Here is a 15,394-nt window from a genome sequence, read left to right as displayed (position 1 = left end):
TTCAACTACTTTCAATTCTATTATTTCTAATAATAACTTAGCTACAAAGAAATATACCTTCCTCTTGGGTACTTCACAATAAAAGAAAAGCTCTCTTTTTGGGTCTCTTGAGGTTTTAAATTTACATCCCAAGTTAACAATCCTTTTTTCTTATCATACTGAGCATTATAGGTCAAAATATCATCCACTTTTATTTCTTTATTTTGTGATTTAGGTATTCTATCCATTAATTTTAAGCTGATAGCTACATTTTTATTATTCTTGACCTCTAAATCATACACTCTATTTAAAATTCTGTTACTTCCTGTAAAAGATTTACTCTTAAAGTTCCGTTGTTGTTTTCTAGTTAAGGTGATGTTTGGGTCAATCCCTAATGACAATACCATTTCTTTTTGAACAGTAAAAGGATCTAGTGTTGTTTTACCGGCATACGTACCTTCATAATAAACATTCGCTTCACCAGGTAGTAATTGGTATTTTTCCCAATTTTTAAAACTAGCAGTTAAAAAAACATTTTCATTAAGTACTGGTGCAGCCAGATACTCGTATTCGGCTGCCAATTTAAAAGTATTAATTTCAATAGCGGTAATGTCATTATCAGATGCAATAGAGTAGGGCTTTTTAATGATGAATTTAGTGTTTGTTAAATCATCTTGCAGGGTACTCTTCTTAGTAGTGATAACGACAACCCCGTTTCGACCCTTACTACCATAAATAGAACTGGCAGTCTCGCCTTTTAAAACTTCCATATGTTGAATTTCACTTTCATCGAAGTCTCCCATATCATAATCATCACTGGGAACGCCGTCAATTATATATAAAGGTGGTTGATAGTTTAATATGCTTGAAGCCCCTCTTATTTGCACACCTGCTGCTCTTCCTGCTAAAGTTCTTGCCACATCTGTTTCTCCCCACTCATTGATTTCTTCAGATGAAACAGAATTAACTGCATAGCCTAAAGCCTTTTTTTCTCGTTTCATTCCATAGGCACTGACAACTACTTCTTCCAAAGCTGTCGCATCTTCTTCCATCCGAACATTCATAACGGAAGAGTATATCGTTTGGTTTAAAGCTTTTTGTCCGATATAACTAAAATCCAGTTCTCGTCCATTAACGACATCTAAAGCATAGTTTCCATCAAAGTCAGTTTGAGTACCAATACTTGTGCCTTTAACTACAACATTGACACCTGGTAGCGGTTGACCAGATTCATCGGTTACTGTTCCAATAACCCTTCTTACTGTTGGATTATAGGAATACCCTCTTTTTTTAGTGGTAACCTGTGACCGTTTTTTAAAAGGACTTACAAAATTGAGGTATTTCGATTCTAATTGCGGTTTTGCAACATTATAATTGGGGTTACCGGTCGATAATGTTACTTGCACATTATCCCAGTCTTTTCCGGTATTTTGATACACATTTGCCTTATATGCTAAATCTAATGGTTCGCCTAAGGCTTTAGATTTTATATCGTAGTTTGGAATCCAGCCGGCATCAGGAATAAAATAAGAAATTTTTAAGTTTAGGGTCATATTTATCGGTGCGTCCAGTTTTAATTTTAGTTCGCCCTGTGGTTGTGAAGGTGCATTATTGACCTCGGCCATTTGATTTTGAATAGCTCTAATCGATTTATTCAACAAGTTGATTTCTAAATTGAGTTTATAAATTTCATTTTTAATGGCGGTAATTCGTTCTCTATAATAAGTGCTTATTTCTTTAACTCTTTGGATATCTAATGCCAAGTTATTACCAGCAATAATCCGGTTCTTAGTGATAACGTTTTCTTCTTCTTCTAATCCTGATATTTGATTTCTAAGCAGGCTAATTTTTAATTGGGTATTCTCAATTTCTGACTCCCATGCCAAAAGCTCAGGACTAGCCTCTGATTTTTCTAAATAATTAATATCATAGGTCATTGATAAAATAGAAACTAATTGTAGTCCCGAAATCTGAATACTATTTTCATCAATTTTTGAAGAAAGCCCAGTTAAGATGACTTCAGAAACCCCGGAAGCTAAGTTTACATTGGCATTACGTTGAATTTGCGCTCCGCTCAAATAAACAGTTACCTCCTTAATCTTTGAAGGTGTTTTTTTATCATTTGCAAAGAGAATAAACGGAGTCAGAACTAAAAATAATAGAAACTTTTTCATCGGATTGGTTTTTAAGATTGCTCAAACCTAGGATGATAAAAGAAGTTATAAAATCATGGATGATTTAAACCAACTATTTTAAAAGTAAAGTAACCTTTTGAGTGAGGGACTACAAAAACTTGGCTTGTAACTCAGGTGTAGGAATCATACAAGCATCTTGCTTACCATACCATTTATAGCGGTTTCGTGCTACAAAATCATAAATCATATTCCTGAATCCGACTGGAAAAAGCTTAAAGAACTTAGAAAGTGTCCGATAACCTTTCAAGTTACTTCCTATTTCCAAAGCAGCATCTGATTTGGTGTAATAGGCTACGCCAGGGTCTATCAAGACAATTGAATCAACAGTCGAAGTATCTATTCCTCTTTCTGAAGTTAATTGCTGACCCACTTCACTTTGCAAGGCTGCATACCTAAATTCATCTTTATCATCATGCTTGATAACAAATTGAATTGAAGTATTGCAGAGGTTGCAAACCCCATCAAAAAGGATAATCTTCTTATCGTCATTCACTTTGCAAAGATACGCTAGGGCTTAAGGAAGACCTAAATTTTATAATGTATTTAAGAAACTGGTCAAATCCGTTTCTTTATCAAGACCCAATTTCTTTTTAAGACGGTATTTCGACTTTAGAATACTATCAGGTAAAACGTTTAAAGTCGCTGCAATTTCTTTGGTGGTCAAATTCATTCTTAAAAAGGCGGCCAAGCGAATTTCTTTTTCTGAGATATCGGCAGAAAGGGTTTTTAGTTTTTGATCAAAGTCATTATGGACTTCTGCGAAATAGGTTTTAAATACCTCCCAGTCCTTGTCGGAGGCATTTTCTTTTTTCAAAAGCATGACTATTCTTCTAAACTCCGTTTTAAACTTATCGGGGGAGTTTTTTACATGCTCCAAGTTTTCCATCAGCTCCTGAATAAAGGTATTTTTCTGTACAAGGTGGAGGGTCTGGCTAGTAAGTTCTTTTTGTTTATGTTCAATTTCTTTTGTTAAGATTTCCTCTTGTTTCTCTCTTGCAATACGGTTCTTTTTGATACGCTGGCGGTACCCAAAAACAGAGAGCCCAAATAAGGCTAGGGCAGAGGTCATACCACCAGCATATAGTCCTTTGGTAAGTTTATCCACCTTAGCTTTTTCATTTAAGGTATTGATTTCCTCTTCTTGCAGAGCTATTTCGGCTTCCTTTTTTTCTGTTTCATAAATCGTTTTTAATTCTTCAATTTGTTGAGCCTTTTTTAAATTAAACAAGCTATCATTTATTTGTTGAGAACTTATTAGGTCATTAATGGCCTTTTGATCTTGGTTATTTTTATCATAAATTCTTGACCTTAAAGCATACGCACTTTGTAAACTGGACATAGCTCCTATAGCTTTTGCATTATTTATAGCCGAAGTAACATATTTTATGGATTCCTTTGGATTATTTATAAAGGCCTTAGAAAGACCTATCTGTGAATTTATATTTGGTATTTTAAAGCCTTCATTATCTGATATTTCTTTAGATTCTTTGAATATAGATTTCGCCAATATATAGTTTTTCTCTAGCACCATTAACTCTCCCAAACTATTTAAAGATTGGGAGAGAGATAATTTTGCGTCATTTTTTTTGCCCAATTCAATAGCTTGTTTTTGATAGTTCTTGGCTTTTTCTAATTCTCCTAGCTCTCTTAGGGCTAATCCTGCAGCACTTTTAGCGTAGGCTAGGTAAAAGTCATCATTATACTTAGTGTATGTTTCTATTGCGGCATCATAATACTGAATTGATTTTTCGTAATTCTCTAGACCATACTCTAAATCACCAAGTAACTTTAATACATCAGCTTTCCTTATCTCGTCATCAATTTCTGAAAATAAATCTAGTGCCTTTAAGGCTTCAATAACAGCAATTCTATAATCTCCTTTGTCCATATATATTGTTGCAAGAGTATTATATTGAGCACCTGAAAACTTAGAAATAGCTATTGGATTCTTTTCATTTTCTTTAATCAACACCAAATTTTGGTTTAACATTTCAATTGCTTTGACAAAATTTCCCGAACCTCGTTCTATATCTGCAACTGAAGAATTCACAAAAACAACACCTCTTGCGTAATCTAGAGCCTTGAAAATATTCCTTGCATTATCATAATAAAAAAGTGCAGAATCGGTGCTATTTCTATTTACGTAAAAATCTGCCAAATGCATGTAACCTTTCGCAATACCTGTTCTGTAGTTTATTCTTTTGGATATACTAAGTTCTTCCTCTGCATATTTCTTAGCAATCAGTGGTTGGGCAAACATTAACTTCTCATGTAAATCGCTTAGGATATCTGCTCTTACAGAGTCTTTGGTTGGATGATTTGCTAACAATTGCTTTAAACTATCTACAATTTCTTGGTTCTGAGAACTTAATACCTGCGAAAAGAGGAATACAAGTAGAGTAAAGACTAAATATTTTTTCATTGGTTAAAGAGATTTATGATTGTCAAGGTACATAATAATTGGAACTGATTCAAAATATATTTAAATCATAAAAAGCCTATTGTCCATAAAAAGTCCATAAAATATTAGTTATGTATATGGTTGATTATAACCATCAATACATTGAATTTGTTGACTTTTCGTAAAAATATAAATTTATCTATTTTATGAATTGTCCATAGGTAGTTAAGTTGAAATCCATGTAGGCTGTCCATACTTTGTCCATGGACAAAATTAGGGAAGGGGTGTTTTCTATACTAGGTTTGAGGTGTTGAATCTAAAAAACTAAAAATTATGAAAACAAATCAATCACAATTGAAAATTGCAATGAGGGTATTGTCCCTTATGCTCTTATTAATCATTGTTGCTTGTAGTAGCGATGAAGTTATAGAACCTGTTGGCGGTTCTGATGATGAAGTACCTATGGGCAATGAAGAAACCATAGATGATGTTGTTGCCAATCTTTCTTATGACCCAGATCAACTTTTAGGGGTTGTGGGCACTGGTAGCACTATCACTGAGAAAGTACCCGTAAATACTGAGGATGCCCCTCCTGAATTTGAGAACAACGTCACGACAAATTGTACGACGACGACTTATAGTTTAGAAACGAATTTTGAGGATATTGCCATTTTGAAAGCGAATGCAGGTATCATTTGGCCAGGAGCATTGGTGAAAATTGATAATGAACTTCGAAAGGGACTTCCTACTCCAGTAACATTGGGCAGGGCACCTGTTGATTTGAGAGTAGATTTACCAGGTATTGGAGAAAATGGTAATGTAGCTGTAGATAACCCGACTTTTAATTCTGTAGATGCTGGTATTGATAGGGCACTGGAATGGTGGAATGCCAATGCCTATGATGAAGGTTATGTAAATGAAGGAAGTTCATTTTCAAGTGAAAAAACGGCTTATAGTTCAAAGCAAGTAAGTTTGGAATTGGGAATTAATATTCAATGGGCCTCAACTGACTTTAGCTCGCAACTCAATTTTCAAAGCACCAAGGAAAGAAGGGTCGCCAATATGGTATTTAAACAAGTTTTCTATACAGTATCCATGGTTCCACCGGCCTCGCCCACCGCAGTGTTTAATGAAGATTTGAGCTCGCAAGATGTAGCTTCGACCTTTAGTTCGAGTTCGCCTCCGGGATACATACAATCAGTGAGCTATGGAAGAATCATTATGTTCCGATTGGAAACCAATTATGAATCAACTGATGTTCAGCTAGAAGCCGCCTTAGGATATGCTGCAGGAAAAAACAATAGCCTTGAATTAGAGACCGAAGCAACATTGAAGAGTATTTTGGCCAACTCCAGTATTACAACGGTGGTTATAGGAGGTAATGCCGAAGTGGCAACCGAGGCGGTTACAGCCCGTGATTTTGGAGATTTGGCGCCGATCATACAAGGGTCCAATGCGGTGTACAGCAGAGATAATCCTGGATCTCCCATTTCGTATACGGTACGTTTCTTAAAAGACAATACCCTTGCGAAAATGGGCTACACGGAAAGCTATACAGCCGAAAACTGCAGTAGCGAAGGGGTGGAGCACCGAACCGTCGATTTCATCAATGATACGGGGCGCTCTTTCCGTGTCGGGTTGACCTACAAAAATAATCTACAAGGAAGTGATGGTAGTATCTCAAAAGCGCAATTAGCTACCGATCCAGATAGGGGCTGGGTACAGGTTGATGTAAGTGGGAGCATCAATGAATTACAACCACCAAACGGGGCTTATGATATTCGCTTATATGTGCAGGATGAAGATGAAAAGGACGTGTACCAATACGATATAGGAGATACTACATCAAGTTTGAACAGTTGCCATAGGGCCACTACGGGCTTCCTAGGTTGTTGTTTGGAAATCCAAAAGGTAACCTGTAATTAGGGTTTTGGCTTAGCTACAGTCGGCCGCTCAGGTTGGGTTCAACAACTTGATGTCGGCTGTTATTTTACAAGCTTTTAATAAAACCATCAAAATCAAGATCTTTATCAATATTTAATTTTTGTTTTAGTCTATATTTTGAGGTGTGTATACTTGATGGTAACACGTTAAGAATATTCGCAATCTCATTATTATTGAGACCCATTTTCACATAAGATGCCAAACGCAATTCTTTATCTGTAATTTTATCCGTTATTGCTTTTAATTTTTCTTCAAAATCTTGGTGTACCTCAGAGAAATACGATTTAAATACTTCCCAATCTTTATCTGCTGCATTCTGCTTTTTTAGGAGCATTACAATACGTTTAAACTCAACTTTAAACTTTTCTGGGGAGTTTTTTAAATTTTCAAGGTTTTCTTTTATTTCTGCAATGAATTGACTTTTTTGAACCAAATGTAAGGTCTGACTGGTCAATTCTTTTTGTTTATGCTCCAATTGTTCAGAAATTTTTTCTTTTTCAATACGGTTCTTTTTGATGCGCTGTCGAAACCCAAAGACCAATAGCCCAGATAGGGCTATAGCAGAGGCCATTCCTCCCGCATAAAGTCCTTTTCTTAATTTATCTACCTTAGCTTTTTCATTTAAAGTTTTTATTTCTTCTTGCTGTAAAGCGATTTCGGCTTCTTTTTGCTCCGTTTCATATAGGGTTCTGAGTTGTTCAATTTGCTTTGTTTTATCGGCATTGAAAATACTGTCATTCAATTTCTGGTATCTTTTTCTATCAATGTTGGCCTCTCGGTATTTATTTGCTTTTTCGAAAGCAGCAGCCCTATAGTTTAACCCCGACAATAGATAATTGGCGGTCTTGATAGAATCAGCCAAATGAATGGATTGATTCAAAAACTTGAAAGCATTTGGCAAATCGTTCAATTCTGTGTAGGTTTTTCCTATTTCACCCAATACGCTTACTACATTATCGATTGTATTGCTCGATTTATTAATTTGCAGTGCTTGAAGTTGACTTTTCAACCCTATTTCATAATTTCCAAGCTTTCTTTGTATAATTCCGATATTCGCTAGGGCATCTGCTGTATGGTTTAAATAGTTAAATTTTTTGCTTATTGTTAGACTTTGCTGGTACGTTTTTAACGCAATTTCCAACGCTCCCAATTCTACATAAGTATTTGCCATATGATTCAGTAAATAGGCCTGATACAGGTAATCTGTAGTATTCTCATAAATTTCGAGTGCTTGATTGTAGTATTCAATAGATTGATTGTAGTTGCCTTGCGAATAATTTATTTTTCCGATATCCATTAAAATATCGGCTTTTCTAAATGGCTCTTTGTCAATAGTATCCAAAACTTTTAATGCATCTATATACCCTGCCATGGCTCTATCATACTGTCCCATGGTTTGGTATGATCTGGCGGAATTGCCCAAGGTAATGCCCAAGCCCAAATAGTTATTCATCTTTTTATATAGAGGAAGAATTGAATCATTTAATTGAATGGCGCCAAAGTAGTCTCCGGTGTCTGCTTTGATAATGGCTTTACCTGATAATGCAATAGTTAATTGCTTATTCAAATTGTGCTTTTGGCTAATTTTGATGGTTTTATTATAATAAAAACTAGCAGAATCTAAATTATTGCTGATGTAAAAATAATTACCTAGGCAGTAATTGCCAATGGCAATTCCGTTTAGATAATTTTCTTTAATTGAAATAGTCAATACTTTTTGAGCGATTTCTTTTGCACTGCCAGTTTCACTGTAAAGTTGAATATTAAATTTGTCTCGTAGTAATTCCACCTTTTCTGCAATATCATTCGAATTCTTTATCGCAAGATTTAGACTGTCCAGTTTAGATTCTTGTTGTCCTAGACAAAGAAAAGAAATGCTTATAGCAGTTAATAACAAAGTAGCTTTTTGGGTCATCTTGAGGTTATATGAATTTTTCACAAGGTAACTAATATTTAAGAAGATAATACGGCCAAAATTTAAAGCTGTCTATGTGAAATCAAGACAATTCACTATATATGTATAATTCGAATGTTTGTAAATCATTGATATTGTTTGTTTTGAACAGATTTTGAATTTTAAGGAAAACCACCCGTCTAGATGCACAAGTACAAATCTGTCTAGGATTTGTCTAGCTCTATTTTTAGGTTTAAGAGGCGTGTGCTTCTAGTTTTGGAGTGTTGAATCTTAAAAACAAGAAATTATGAAAACAAATCAATTACCATTAAAAAGTATTTTAAAATTAGTACCATTAGTTCTGTTATTTCTGATATCTGCTTGTAGCAAAGATGAAGTTAGCCCTGATGATCCTGATGAACCACAATTTTCTAATAATGATGCCGATGAATTTAATACTGTAGTCGCTAATTTAAGTGCTTTTGATCAGCCTACTGAATCTTCCATAGCAGAATCTGGGGCAACTAATCCTGAACGTGAAGGGGAAACTGAGTTTGAATGTTTTACCAGAACCTATAACGGAGCACCTGGTTTTAATGAACTCTTTATGTTAGACCCTACCACAGATGTCATATATCCAGGCGCCTTATTAAAAGGTGAATCTATCCCAACTGGTGAATACATCGCAATAAACGCTGAAAGAGCACCTATTACCGTATCCACCTCATTTAGTAATATCTCAGGTAGTCCGTCGGTAACCATTGAAAATCCGAATAAACTCAGTACGGTACGAGCAGGTATCAATGAACTATTGGCCAGAGAGGTGACTGGTGCCACACCTGCAAATCTGGTTGTTGAAGAATCAGAGGTGTATTCGGAACAGCATATGGCTGTTGCCATCGGCGCCAATTACAGAGGATTGACCAAAAGTATTGGCGGCAGTGTCGACTTTAACCGATCAGAAAGAAAAAACACCTATGTTTTAAAATTCATTCAAAAATATTTCACACTTGATTTAGACACACCAGGTCAATCACCAAGTGATTTATTTACCCAATTACCCAATTCGGAAAGTCTAGGTTCCACAAGCCCAGTATACGTCTCATCAGTAACGTACGGACGGATGGTTTTATATACAGTTGAATCAGACTCGTCAATTACACAAGTAAGAACTGCTTTTAATGGGGCAATTAATGCAGGATTTGAGGGTAATATTAGTGCAGAGGGTTCATATTCAGCCCTTTTCAATTCATCTACTGTTAAAGCAACGGTAATTGGAGGTTCGGGCGCCAGTGCTACCCAGGTGGTAAATGGACCTCAGGGCGTTTATGACTATATTTCGGAAGGGGGCAACTACTCAAAAGATTCACCCGGAGCTCCCTTAGCCTATAAATTAAGATACGTTAAACAAGGCTTTCCAGTTGCAAAAGTAATTTTAGCTACAGAATATAATATTAGGAGTTGTGATTTGGCCTACCCAAAATATAGAATTACAATTAATGATTTATATGTGGCTCAAACACCGGCAGTAGGTAGCGAAGGAACTCATTTAGAAATATGGGGTTCCGTTCAAGGGAAAATTAATAGCAAATCAGATCGAGTACGGTGGGTACGGCCAAGCACTAATGACCTTCAGATTTCACTTTTTCGGTCTCATCTAATTAATGAGAGTATCGACATTGAATTGTACAGACCTGATTACGACAATGATTACGTAGAATTATCAGGTGACGTCAATGATAAAGACTTATTTTCAAGCGAAAACTTAGGCGTCAGGTCATTGAAAATACCTTTAACTGATATAGGAGATGCCGGAAATTCGGGAACCTATAGATTAATTTTTGATGAGGTATCCTTACATACGCTCTATGGAAACTTTACTGTGGAAAGAATTAAATAGTGAATTAATTATTTATTAGTCATGCAGTCGGCACCTTAAGTTGTGATTCAACAGCTTGGTGTCGGCTGTTATTTTGTTTTAGCTTCCACCAAATCCAACTGTTCCACACTCACATTTGTGGTAAAAAGGCCGTAGTTCACTACGGCTTTATTTTTTTCTAATTTATCAATAGTTCCAACAGCTTTACCATCAAAAAGTCGCACGCGATCACCAATTTTAAAAACTGGTCTTGGTTTTGTTTTTTCAGCTTGAACGGCCTTTTTCTTTTTGACAATTTTTTCTTTTCGAACCTTGACTATTTTCTGTTCCAATTCATTTGCTACCTGTTTCTTTTGCGCTTTTTTTGCTTTAGCTTGTTTTGCTGTGGTCTTTTTACGTTTGCTATTTTCCGTTTCTACAATCCGCAGCAATTCCGATATCAGAGGTCGTTTTTTATGATCTAAAAAATATTTCTCGGAGGCATCATTCAGTTTATTGCCCAAATAAATCATCCGTTGGTTGTGATCGTACTGCTCTTGATAGTTTTCCAACTTTGACTTCACCTTTGCGTTAAGGGCTTCTAATTTTTTAGCTTCTTCACGTGCTTTGGTTTCTTCATCTTGTAATCGCGAACCTGTTTTGGCCATTTTACTGCGCTCTTGCTGTAATTTGGATATGGTGGCATCAAAACGAACTTTGCCTCGGTCGATTTTCTTTTTGGCCTTATTGATTAAGGAGTAGGGGATGCCATTCTTTTGCGCTACCTCAAAAGTGAAGGAACTTCCAGCTTCACCCAATATCAATTGAAATGTTGGCTGTAAAGTCTTATTGTCAAAACGCATATTGGCATTGGTGGCATGCGGCAATTCATTTGCCAACAGTTTTAAATTAGCGTAATGTGTTGTGATTACGCCATAGGCCCCACGTTCGTAAAATATTTCTAGAAAACTCTCCGCCAAAGCGCCGCCTAATTCTGGATCAGAACCTGTACCAAACTCATCAATTAAAAAGAGTGTGCTACTATTACACTTCTTCAAAAACTGATTCATGTTTTTTAGTCGATAGCTATATGTACTTAAATGGTTTTCAATGGATTGGTTATCTCCGATATCCGTCAGTATTTTATTAAAAAAACAAACAGTACTGCGTTCATGAACAGGAATCAACAAACCACTCTGCAACATCACCTGCAACAACCCAATGGTCTTAAGGGTAATACTCTTACCTCCTGCATTAGGACCAGAAATGACAATAATTCTATTCTCCTGATGTAATTCAATGGTCTGTGGCCAAGTCTTCTCTTTCTTCTGTTTATTGTTAAGATACAGTAACGGGTGATAAGCATCTCTTAAAAACAAGCGTCGTTCTTCACTAATTTCTGGCAAAATAGCCTTGGTTTCATTTGCGTATTTCGCTTTTGCTGAAGTAATATCAATCTGCGTTAAATACTCTTGATAGGCTGCTAGAAATTCTTGAAAAGGTCGGATACTATCCGTTAGTTCGTTAAGTATGTGTTGAATTTCTTCTTTTTCTTCAAACTCAAGATTGCTTAATTCTTGGGAGAATTGCAAAGTCGCTTCTGGAACAATATAAACGATACTTCCGGTTTTTGATGCGCCCATAACGGTACCACGAACCTTTTTTCTATACATTGCTTTTACAGCCAATACGCGACGGTTATCTACCACCGATTCTCTAATCTCATCTAAAAATTCAGAGGCTTGATACCGTGTAAGCGCAACTCCAAAGCTTTGATTTATTTTTCCTCGAACTTGATTGATTTGATGCCTGATTTGTTTCAAATCAAAAGAGGCATCATCCCTGATTTCGCCAAACTTGTCAATTACATTATCTATACTATTTGGAATCCTGCTATTCTCTTCAACAGTTTCAGAAAATTTAAATAGTTCAGGATAGTACTCTTTAAACTTTTTGAAAAATTTTTTATGTGTAATTATGGTATTACAAATCTGTTTTATGCGGCGAAAGCCCGAAAGCTCCAAAGTTGTGTTTTCAATTTTGAGCAATTTTAACTCAGTATCGATAGCATCAAAACCATGGTTAGGAATTCGATTATCATTTTCGAAGGAGGCTAAGTATTCTGAAGTTTGTGTTAACAGGGTAAGAATGGCTTCTTGGTCGTTTACGGGAGTTAAATTCACTACGGCCATTTTACCCATTTCCGTATTGCATCGAGCTTTTAATTGCTGCAAAACAGTGGGAAATTCTAAATCTTGAAGTGTTTTAGTATTTATTTGGTGCATTTTCTTTTTCTAGCGATGCAAATATAGCAAGTAATAGTGCTAACGCGTAGCTAATTGAAATTGCTCAGATATAGTTCTAGTTTGAGTTACGAAATCTTCAAAAGCTATATCTATAGTAATCTCCCAAGTTGTATCATCAATCTTTATTCCTGAAATGGAGCCAACTTCAATAGGAATACTTCCTTCAATTACGCAAAAACAGTATTTATCAAAAAAAGTGTTTGCATTGGATAGTTCAGAGGCTGAAAACGAAAATTCGTTTAGGTTAGGTGGTATTTCAAAAATAATTCTTTCAGAATATTCATCATCTGCTATGTTTGGTTCATCATCCGCAATGAAATAATATTCAAAAACAAGATTTGTTCCGTTTCCAATAAGTGCAAAATCAAATTCTCCAATCGATATGCTAGAATCTTGAAAAAATCTATATTCACTGCGGTCACCGGTATCTGAATTGGTATCCTCATCTTCATTGCAGCTTATCAAACACACTAGAATTATTACAACTATTTTCAAATATTTGTCCATTATCTTTTTTGATTTATGTGTAAAATTAGAAGTATTCTAGTTAAAATTGATTTTTTAGAAGAATAGTATTTATAGCACTAACAACCGTATCCACATTAGCTTTAGTAAAACATAAAGGAGGTTTTGTTTTTAAAACACTATCATCCGGTCCATCGGTGCTGATCAATATATGCTTTTGACGTAATTCATTTTTTATATGTTGTGCCAGTTCATAGTTGGTGTTCTTGGTTCCTGCATGAACGATATCGATACCTATAAAAAGTCCTGATCCTCTTACATCTCCGATTACTGCATGCTTTTGCTGTAACTTTTTAAGCTCTTGTTGATAGTAATCACCTACCTCTTTAGCGTTCTCTTGTAATGACTCCTCTTCAATAACTTCTAAAACCGCTAAACCAATAGCACATGAGACAGGATTGCCCCCGAAACTACTGAAGAATTCCACTCCATTCTCAAAAGAAGCCGCAATTTCATCGGTTACCACAACAGCACCAATAGGATGGCTGTTACCCATAGGTTTCCCTAAAACTACAATATCAGGTACCACATCATGCAACTCGAATCCCCAAAATTTGTCGCCCAATCGTCCAAATCCTGTTTGTACTTCGTCGCTTATGCAAACCCCGCCGTGTTTTCGAATTTCAGGATATACATGTTTTAAATAGTCTTTAGCTAATGGAATTTGACCACCACAACCCACAACCGGTTCTGTAATAAAGGCCGCTATATTATTTAATTGACCAGACATTTCCTGTTGCAAATCTTTCACATAAAATGGACCATTGTTCCCATGCTTTCCGCGATAAGCATCGGGTAATGCGGTCTTCAATATATAGTCTTTTTGGCCTTGCCCTTTTTTATTATTGAATTTATAATCACTAATGTCTATTGAGGTTTGGGTATTACCATGATACCCATGTTCCATAACCAAAACTTGGGACTTACCCGTATGATTTTTAGCCATACGAATTGCCAAATCACTTGCTGCACTGCCAGAATTCACGAAAAACACTTTGTTTAAGCCATCTGGAAATTTTGAAACCAGTTTTTCAGCATATATGGCTAGTAAGTCATACACATACCGCGTATTGGTATTCAATTTTGCCATCTGTTTTTGCCCAGCTTCAATCACTTTGGGGTGTGAATGACCCACATGAGGAATATTATTGTAAGCATCTAAAAATACATTACCATGAACATCATACATGTATTGGAATGCTGCACTTTCCATTTGAATAGGCTTTTTATAGCTTACAGAAAGAATGGAACTAATATGTTTTGACCTTTTTTCTAGTGCCAAATCGATGGAAATAGCTTTTTTTGGAGAAAACCCTGCTGCAACCCTAAATGTGTTTTCAACATGTATTGGATTTAAGGCGATCCATTTTTCAAGGGTTATCCAAGCGTTTTCTTCACTGATGGAAGCATAGCTGTTTTCTGGTTGCTGTTGTTTTGCGTATGCCGAATTACAAACCGAGGTACTTAATCTTGCGGCCATCAAATAATAGAGTAGAGATATTTCTTCTTCAAAAAGGAATAGAACCTCATGATATGCAGCTAAAACAATGGAAGCGTATTCTAAGGAATTCTCTTTATCATAAGCGGCATAAGTCATGGCAATAGCCACTTCATTAATAAGTGGAGCGTATGCCAAATCACCAAAATCAATAAAACCAGTTACGGCTTCAGCCGTGGTTAAAACATTCCATTCATTGGCGTCATTATGAATTACCTGTTTTCGAAGATGGGGTAAAACTGGTGTAACCAGCACTTCGTATTGTTTAAAAAAATAAGCGACTAAGCTTCTGTCTTTCGGGTTTTGTATGGCATTTAAATACTTTTTATTGAGCTCAAAATATTGTAAATCCCACTCCCATTTTCTAGCTTTTAAGGCGGTACTAGAATGCTCGGATAGCGCTAAGTTCATTTTTGCAAGAGAACTACCTAATGACTGATAAACTTTCTTGTTAGCCTCTAGGTCACCGAGAAAAATACCGTCTAAAAATGTCAGCATCCGAATAATAATTCTCTCACCATTAAGCTTTACAAGTTTTATAAACTGATTATCGTTAAAAGACATCGGTTTAGGATAGCATTCCGAGTTTGCTGAATTCAGCAATAGCAAGACTTCATTTTCGGCTTTTAAAACCTCAAACAATTCGTCATCAAAAGTGTAGGTTTTTAAAACGAAGCTTTTTTCTTTTGATTGAACGCGATAATTGGCATTATCATAACCATTTATCTTTTTTATAGAGGGATTTTTCAATCCGAATTCTAATTCAAGAAGCTGTTGAAGTTCTGAAATCATGA

General features: G+C 35.8%; 9 protein-coding genes. 2 read left to right on the top strand and 7 right to left on the bottom strand.

Features of this window, described 5'->3' with window-relative positions; all coding sequences use genetic code 11:
• Positions 1–41: 41 nt before the first annotated feature.
• From RM542_RS08095 to RM542_RS08085, 3 genes are all read right to left on the bottom strand, one after another.
• Positions 42–2,153, bottom strand: a complete 2,112-nt coding sequence (locus tag RM542_RS08095) for a mucoidy inhibitor MuiA family protein (RefSeq protein ID WP_311385233.1) — start codon at positions 2,151–2,153, stop codon at positions 42–44.
• A gap of 109 nt (positions 2,154–2,262) precedes the next feature.
• Positions 2,263–2,667 (bottom strand): thiol-disulfide oxidoreductase DCC family protein, encoded by a 405-nt coding sequence (locus tag RM542_RS08090; RefSeq protein WP_311385232.1) that lies wholly within the window; start codon positions 2,665–2,667, stop codon positions 2,263–2,265.
• A gap of 39 nt (positions 2,668–2,706) precedes the next feature.
• Positions 2,707–4,596: a tetratricopeptide repeat protein gene (locus tag RM542_RS08085; RefSeq protein WP_311385231.1), complete on the bottom strand. Its 1,890-nt coding sequence runs from the start codon at positions 4,594–4,596 to the stop codon at positions 2,707–2,709.
• 312 nt (positions 4,597–4,908) lie between these two features.
• Between RM542_RS08085 and RM542_RS08080 the strand changes: the two genes are divergently transcribed.
• Positions 4,909–6,501 carry a thiol-activated cytolysin family protein gene (locus RM542_RS08080; RefSeq protein ID WP_311385230.1) on the top strand — a complete coding sequence of 531 codons (1,593 nt, stop codon included), beginning with the start codon at positions 4,909–4,911 and terminating at the stop codon, positions 6,499–6,501.
• 64 nt (positions 6,502–6,565) lie between these two features.
• Here the strand turns inward: RM542_RS08080 and RM542_RS08075 are convergent, their stop codons facing one another.
• Positions 6,566–8,434 (bottom strand): tetratricopeptide repeat protein, encoded by a 1,869-nt coding sequence (locus RM542_RS08075; protein WP_311385229.1) that lies wholly within the window; start codon positions 8,432–8,434, stop codon positions 6,566–6,568.
• Between the two features lie 286 nt (positions 8,435–8,720).
• Between RM542_RS08075 and RM542_RS08070 the strand changes: the two genes are divergently transcribed.
• Positions 8,721–10,313 (top strand): thiol-activated cytolysin family protein, encoded by a 1,593-nt coding sequence (locus RM542_RS08070; protein WP_311385228.1) that lies wholly within the window; start codon positions 8,721–8,723, stop codon positions 10,311–10,313.
• Between the two features lie 68 nt (positions 10,314–10,381).
• On the opposite strand, the gene RM542_RS08065 is transcribed toward RM542_RS08070, so the two are convergent.
• From RM542_RS08065 to RM542_RS08055, 3 genes are read right to left on the bottom strand one after another with little or no spacing between them, the layout of a single operon-like run.
• Entirely contained in the window at positions 10,382–12,556 is a 2,175-nt protein-coding gene (locus RM542_RS08065) for an endonuclease MutS2 (protein ID WP_311385227.1), read from the bottom strand.
• A gap of 39 nt (positions 12,557–12,595) precedes the next feature.
• Positions 12,596–13,084: a hypothetical protein gene (locus tag RM542_RS08060; protein WP_311385226.1), complete on the bottom strand. Its 489-nt coding sequence runs from the start codon at positions 13,082–13,084 to the stop codon at positions 12,596–12,598.
• A gap of 40 nt (positions 13,085–13,124) precedes the next feature.
• Entirely contained in the window at positions 13,125–15,392 is a 2,268-nt protein-coding gene (locus RM542_RS08055) for an aminotransferase class III-fold pyridoxal phosphate-dependent enzyme (RefSeq protein ID WP_311385225.1), read from the bottom strand.
• Positions 15,393–15,394 lie beyond the last annotated feature (2 nt).

It is taken from the genome of Croceitalea sp. P059 (genome assembly GCF_031846365.1).
In the GTDB taxonomy this organism is placed as follows: Bacteria; Bacteroidota; Bacteroidia; order Flavobacteriales; family Flavobacteriaceae; genus Croceitalea; species Croceitalea vernalis.
Note: the sequence above shows the minus strand (reverse complement) of the source record. Positions and strands in the feature narration are given on the sequence as shown.

What these genes read in the sequence shown, in the direction of transcription:
- RM542_RS08055 (WP_311385225.1), bottom strand. Translation starts at nt 15,392, where the DNA reads ATGATTTCAGAACTTCAACAGCTTCTTGAATTAGAATTCGGATTGAAA.
- RM542_RS08075 (WP_311385229.1), bottom strand. Translation starts at nt 8,434, where the DNA reads ATGACCCAAAAAGCTACTTTGTTATTAACTGCTATAAGCATTTCTTTT.
- RM542_RS08095 (WP_311385233.1), bottom strand. Translation starts at nt 2,153, where the DNA reads ATGAAAAAGTTTCTATTATTTTTAGTTCTGACTCCGTTTATTCTCTTT.
- RM542_RS08070 (WP_311385228.1), top strand. Translation starts at nt 8,721, where the DNA reads ATGAAAACAAATCAATTACCATTAAAAAGTATTTTAAAATTAGTACCA.
- RM542_RS08080 (WP_311385230.1), top strand. Translation starts at nt 4,909, where the DNA reads ATGAAAACAAATCAATCACAATTGAAAATTGCAATGAGGGTATTGTCC.
- RM542_RS08085 (WP_311385231.1), bottom strand. Translation starts at nt 4,596, where the DNA reads ATGAAAAAATATTTAGTCTTTACTCTACTTGTATTCCTCTTTTCGCAG.
- RM542_RS08065 (WP_311385227.1), bottom strand. Translation starts at nt 12,556, where the DNA reads ATGCACCAAATAAATACTAAAACACTTCAAGATTTAGAATTTCCCACT.
- RM542_RS08060 (WP_311385226.1), bottom strand. Translation starts at nt 13,084, where the DNA reads ATGGACAAATATTTGAAAATAGTTGTAATAATTCTAGTGTGTTTGATA.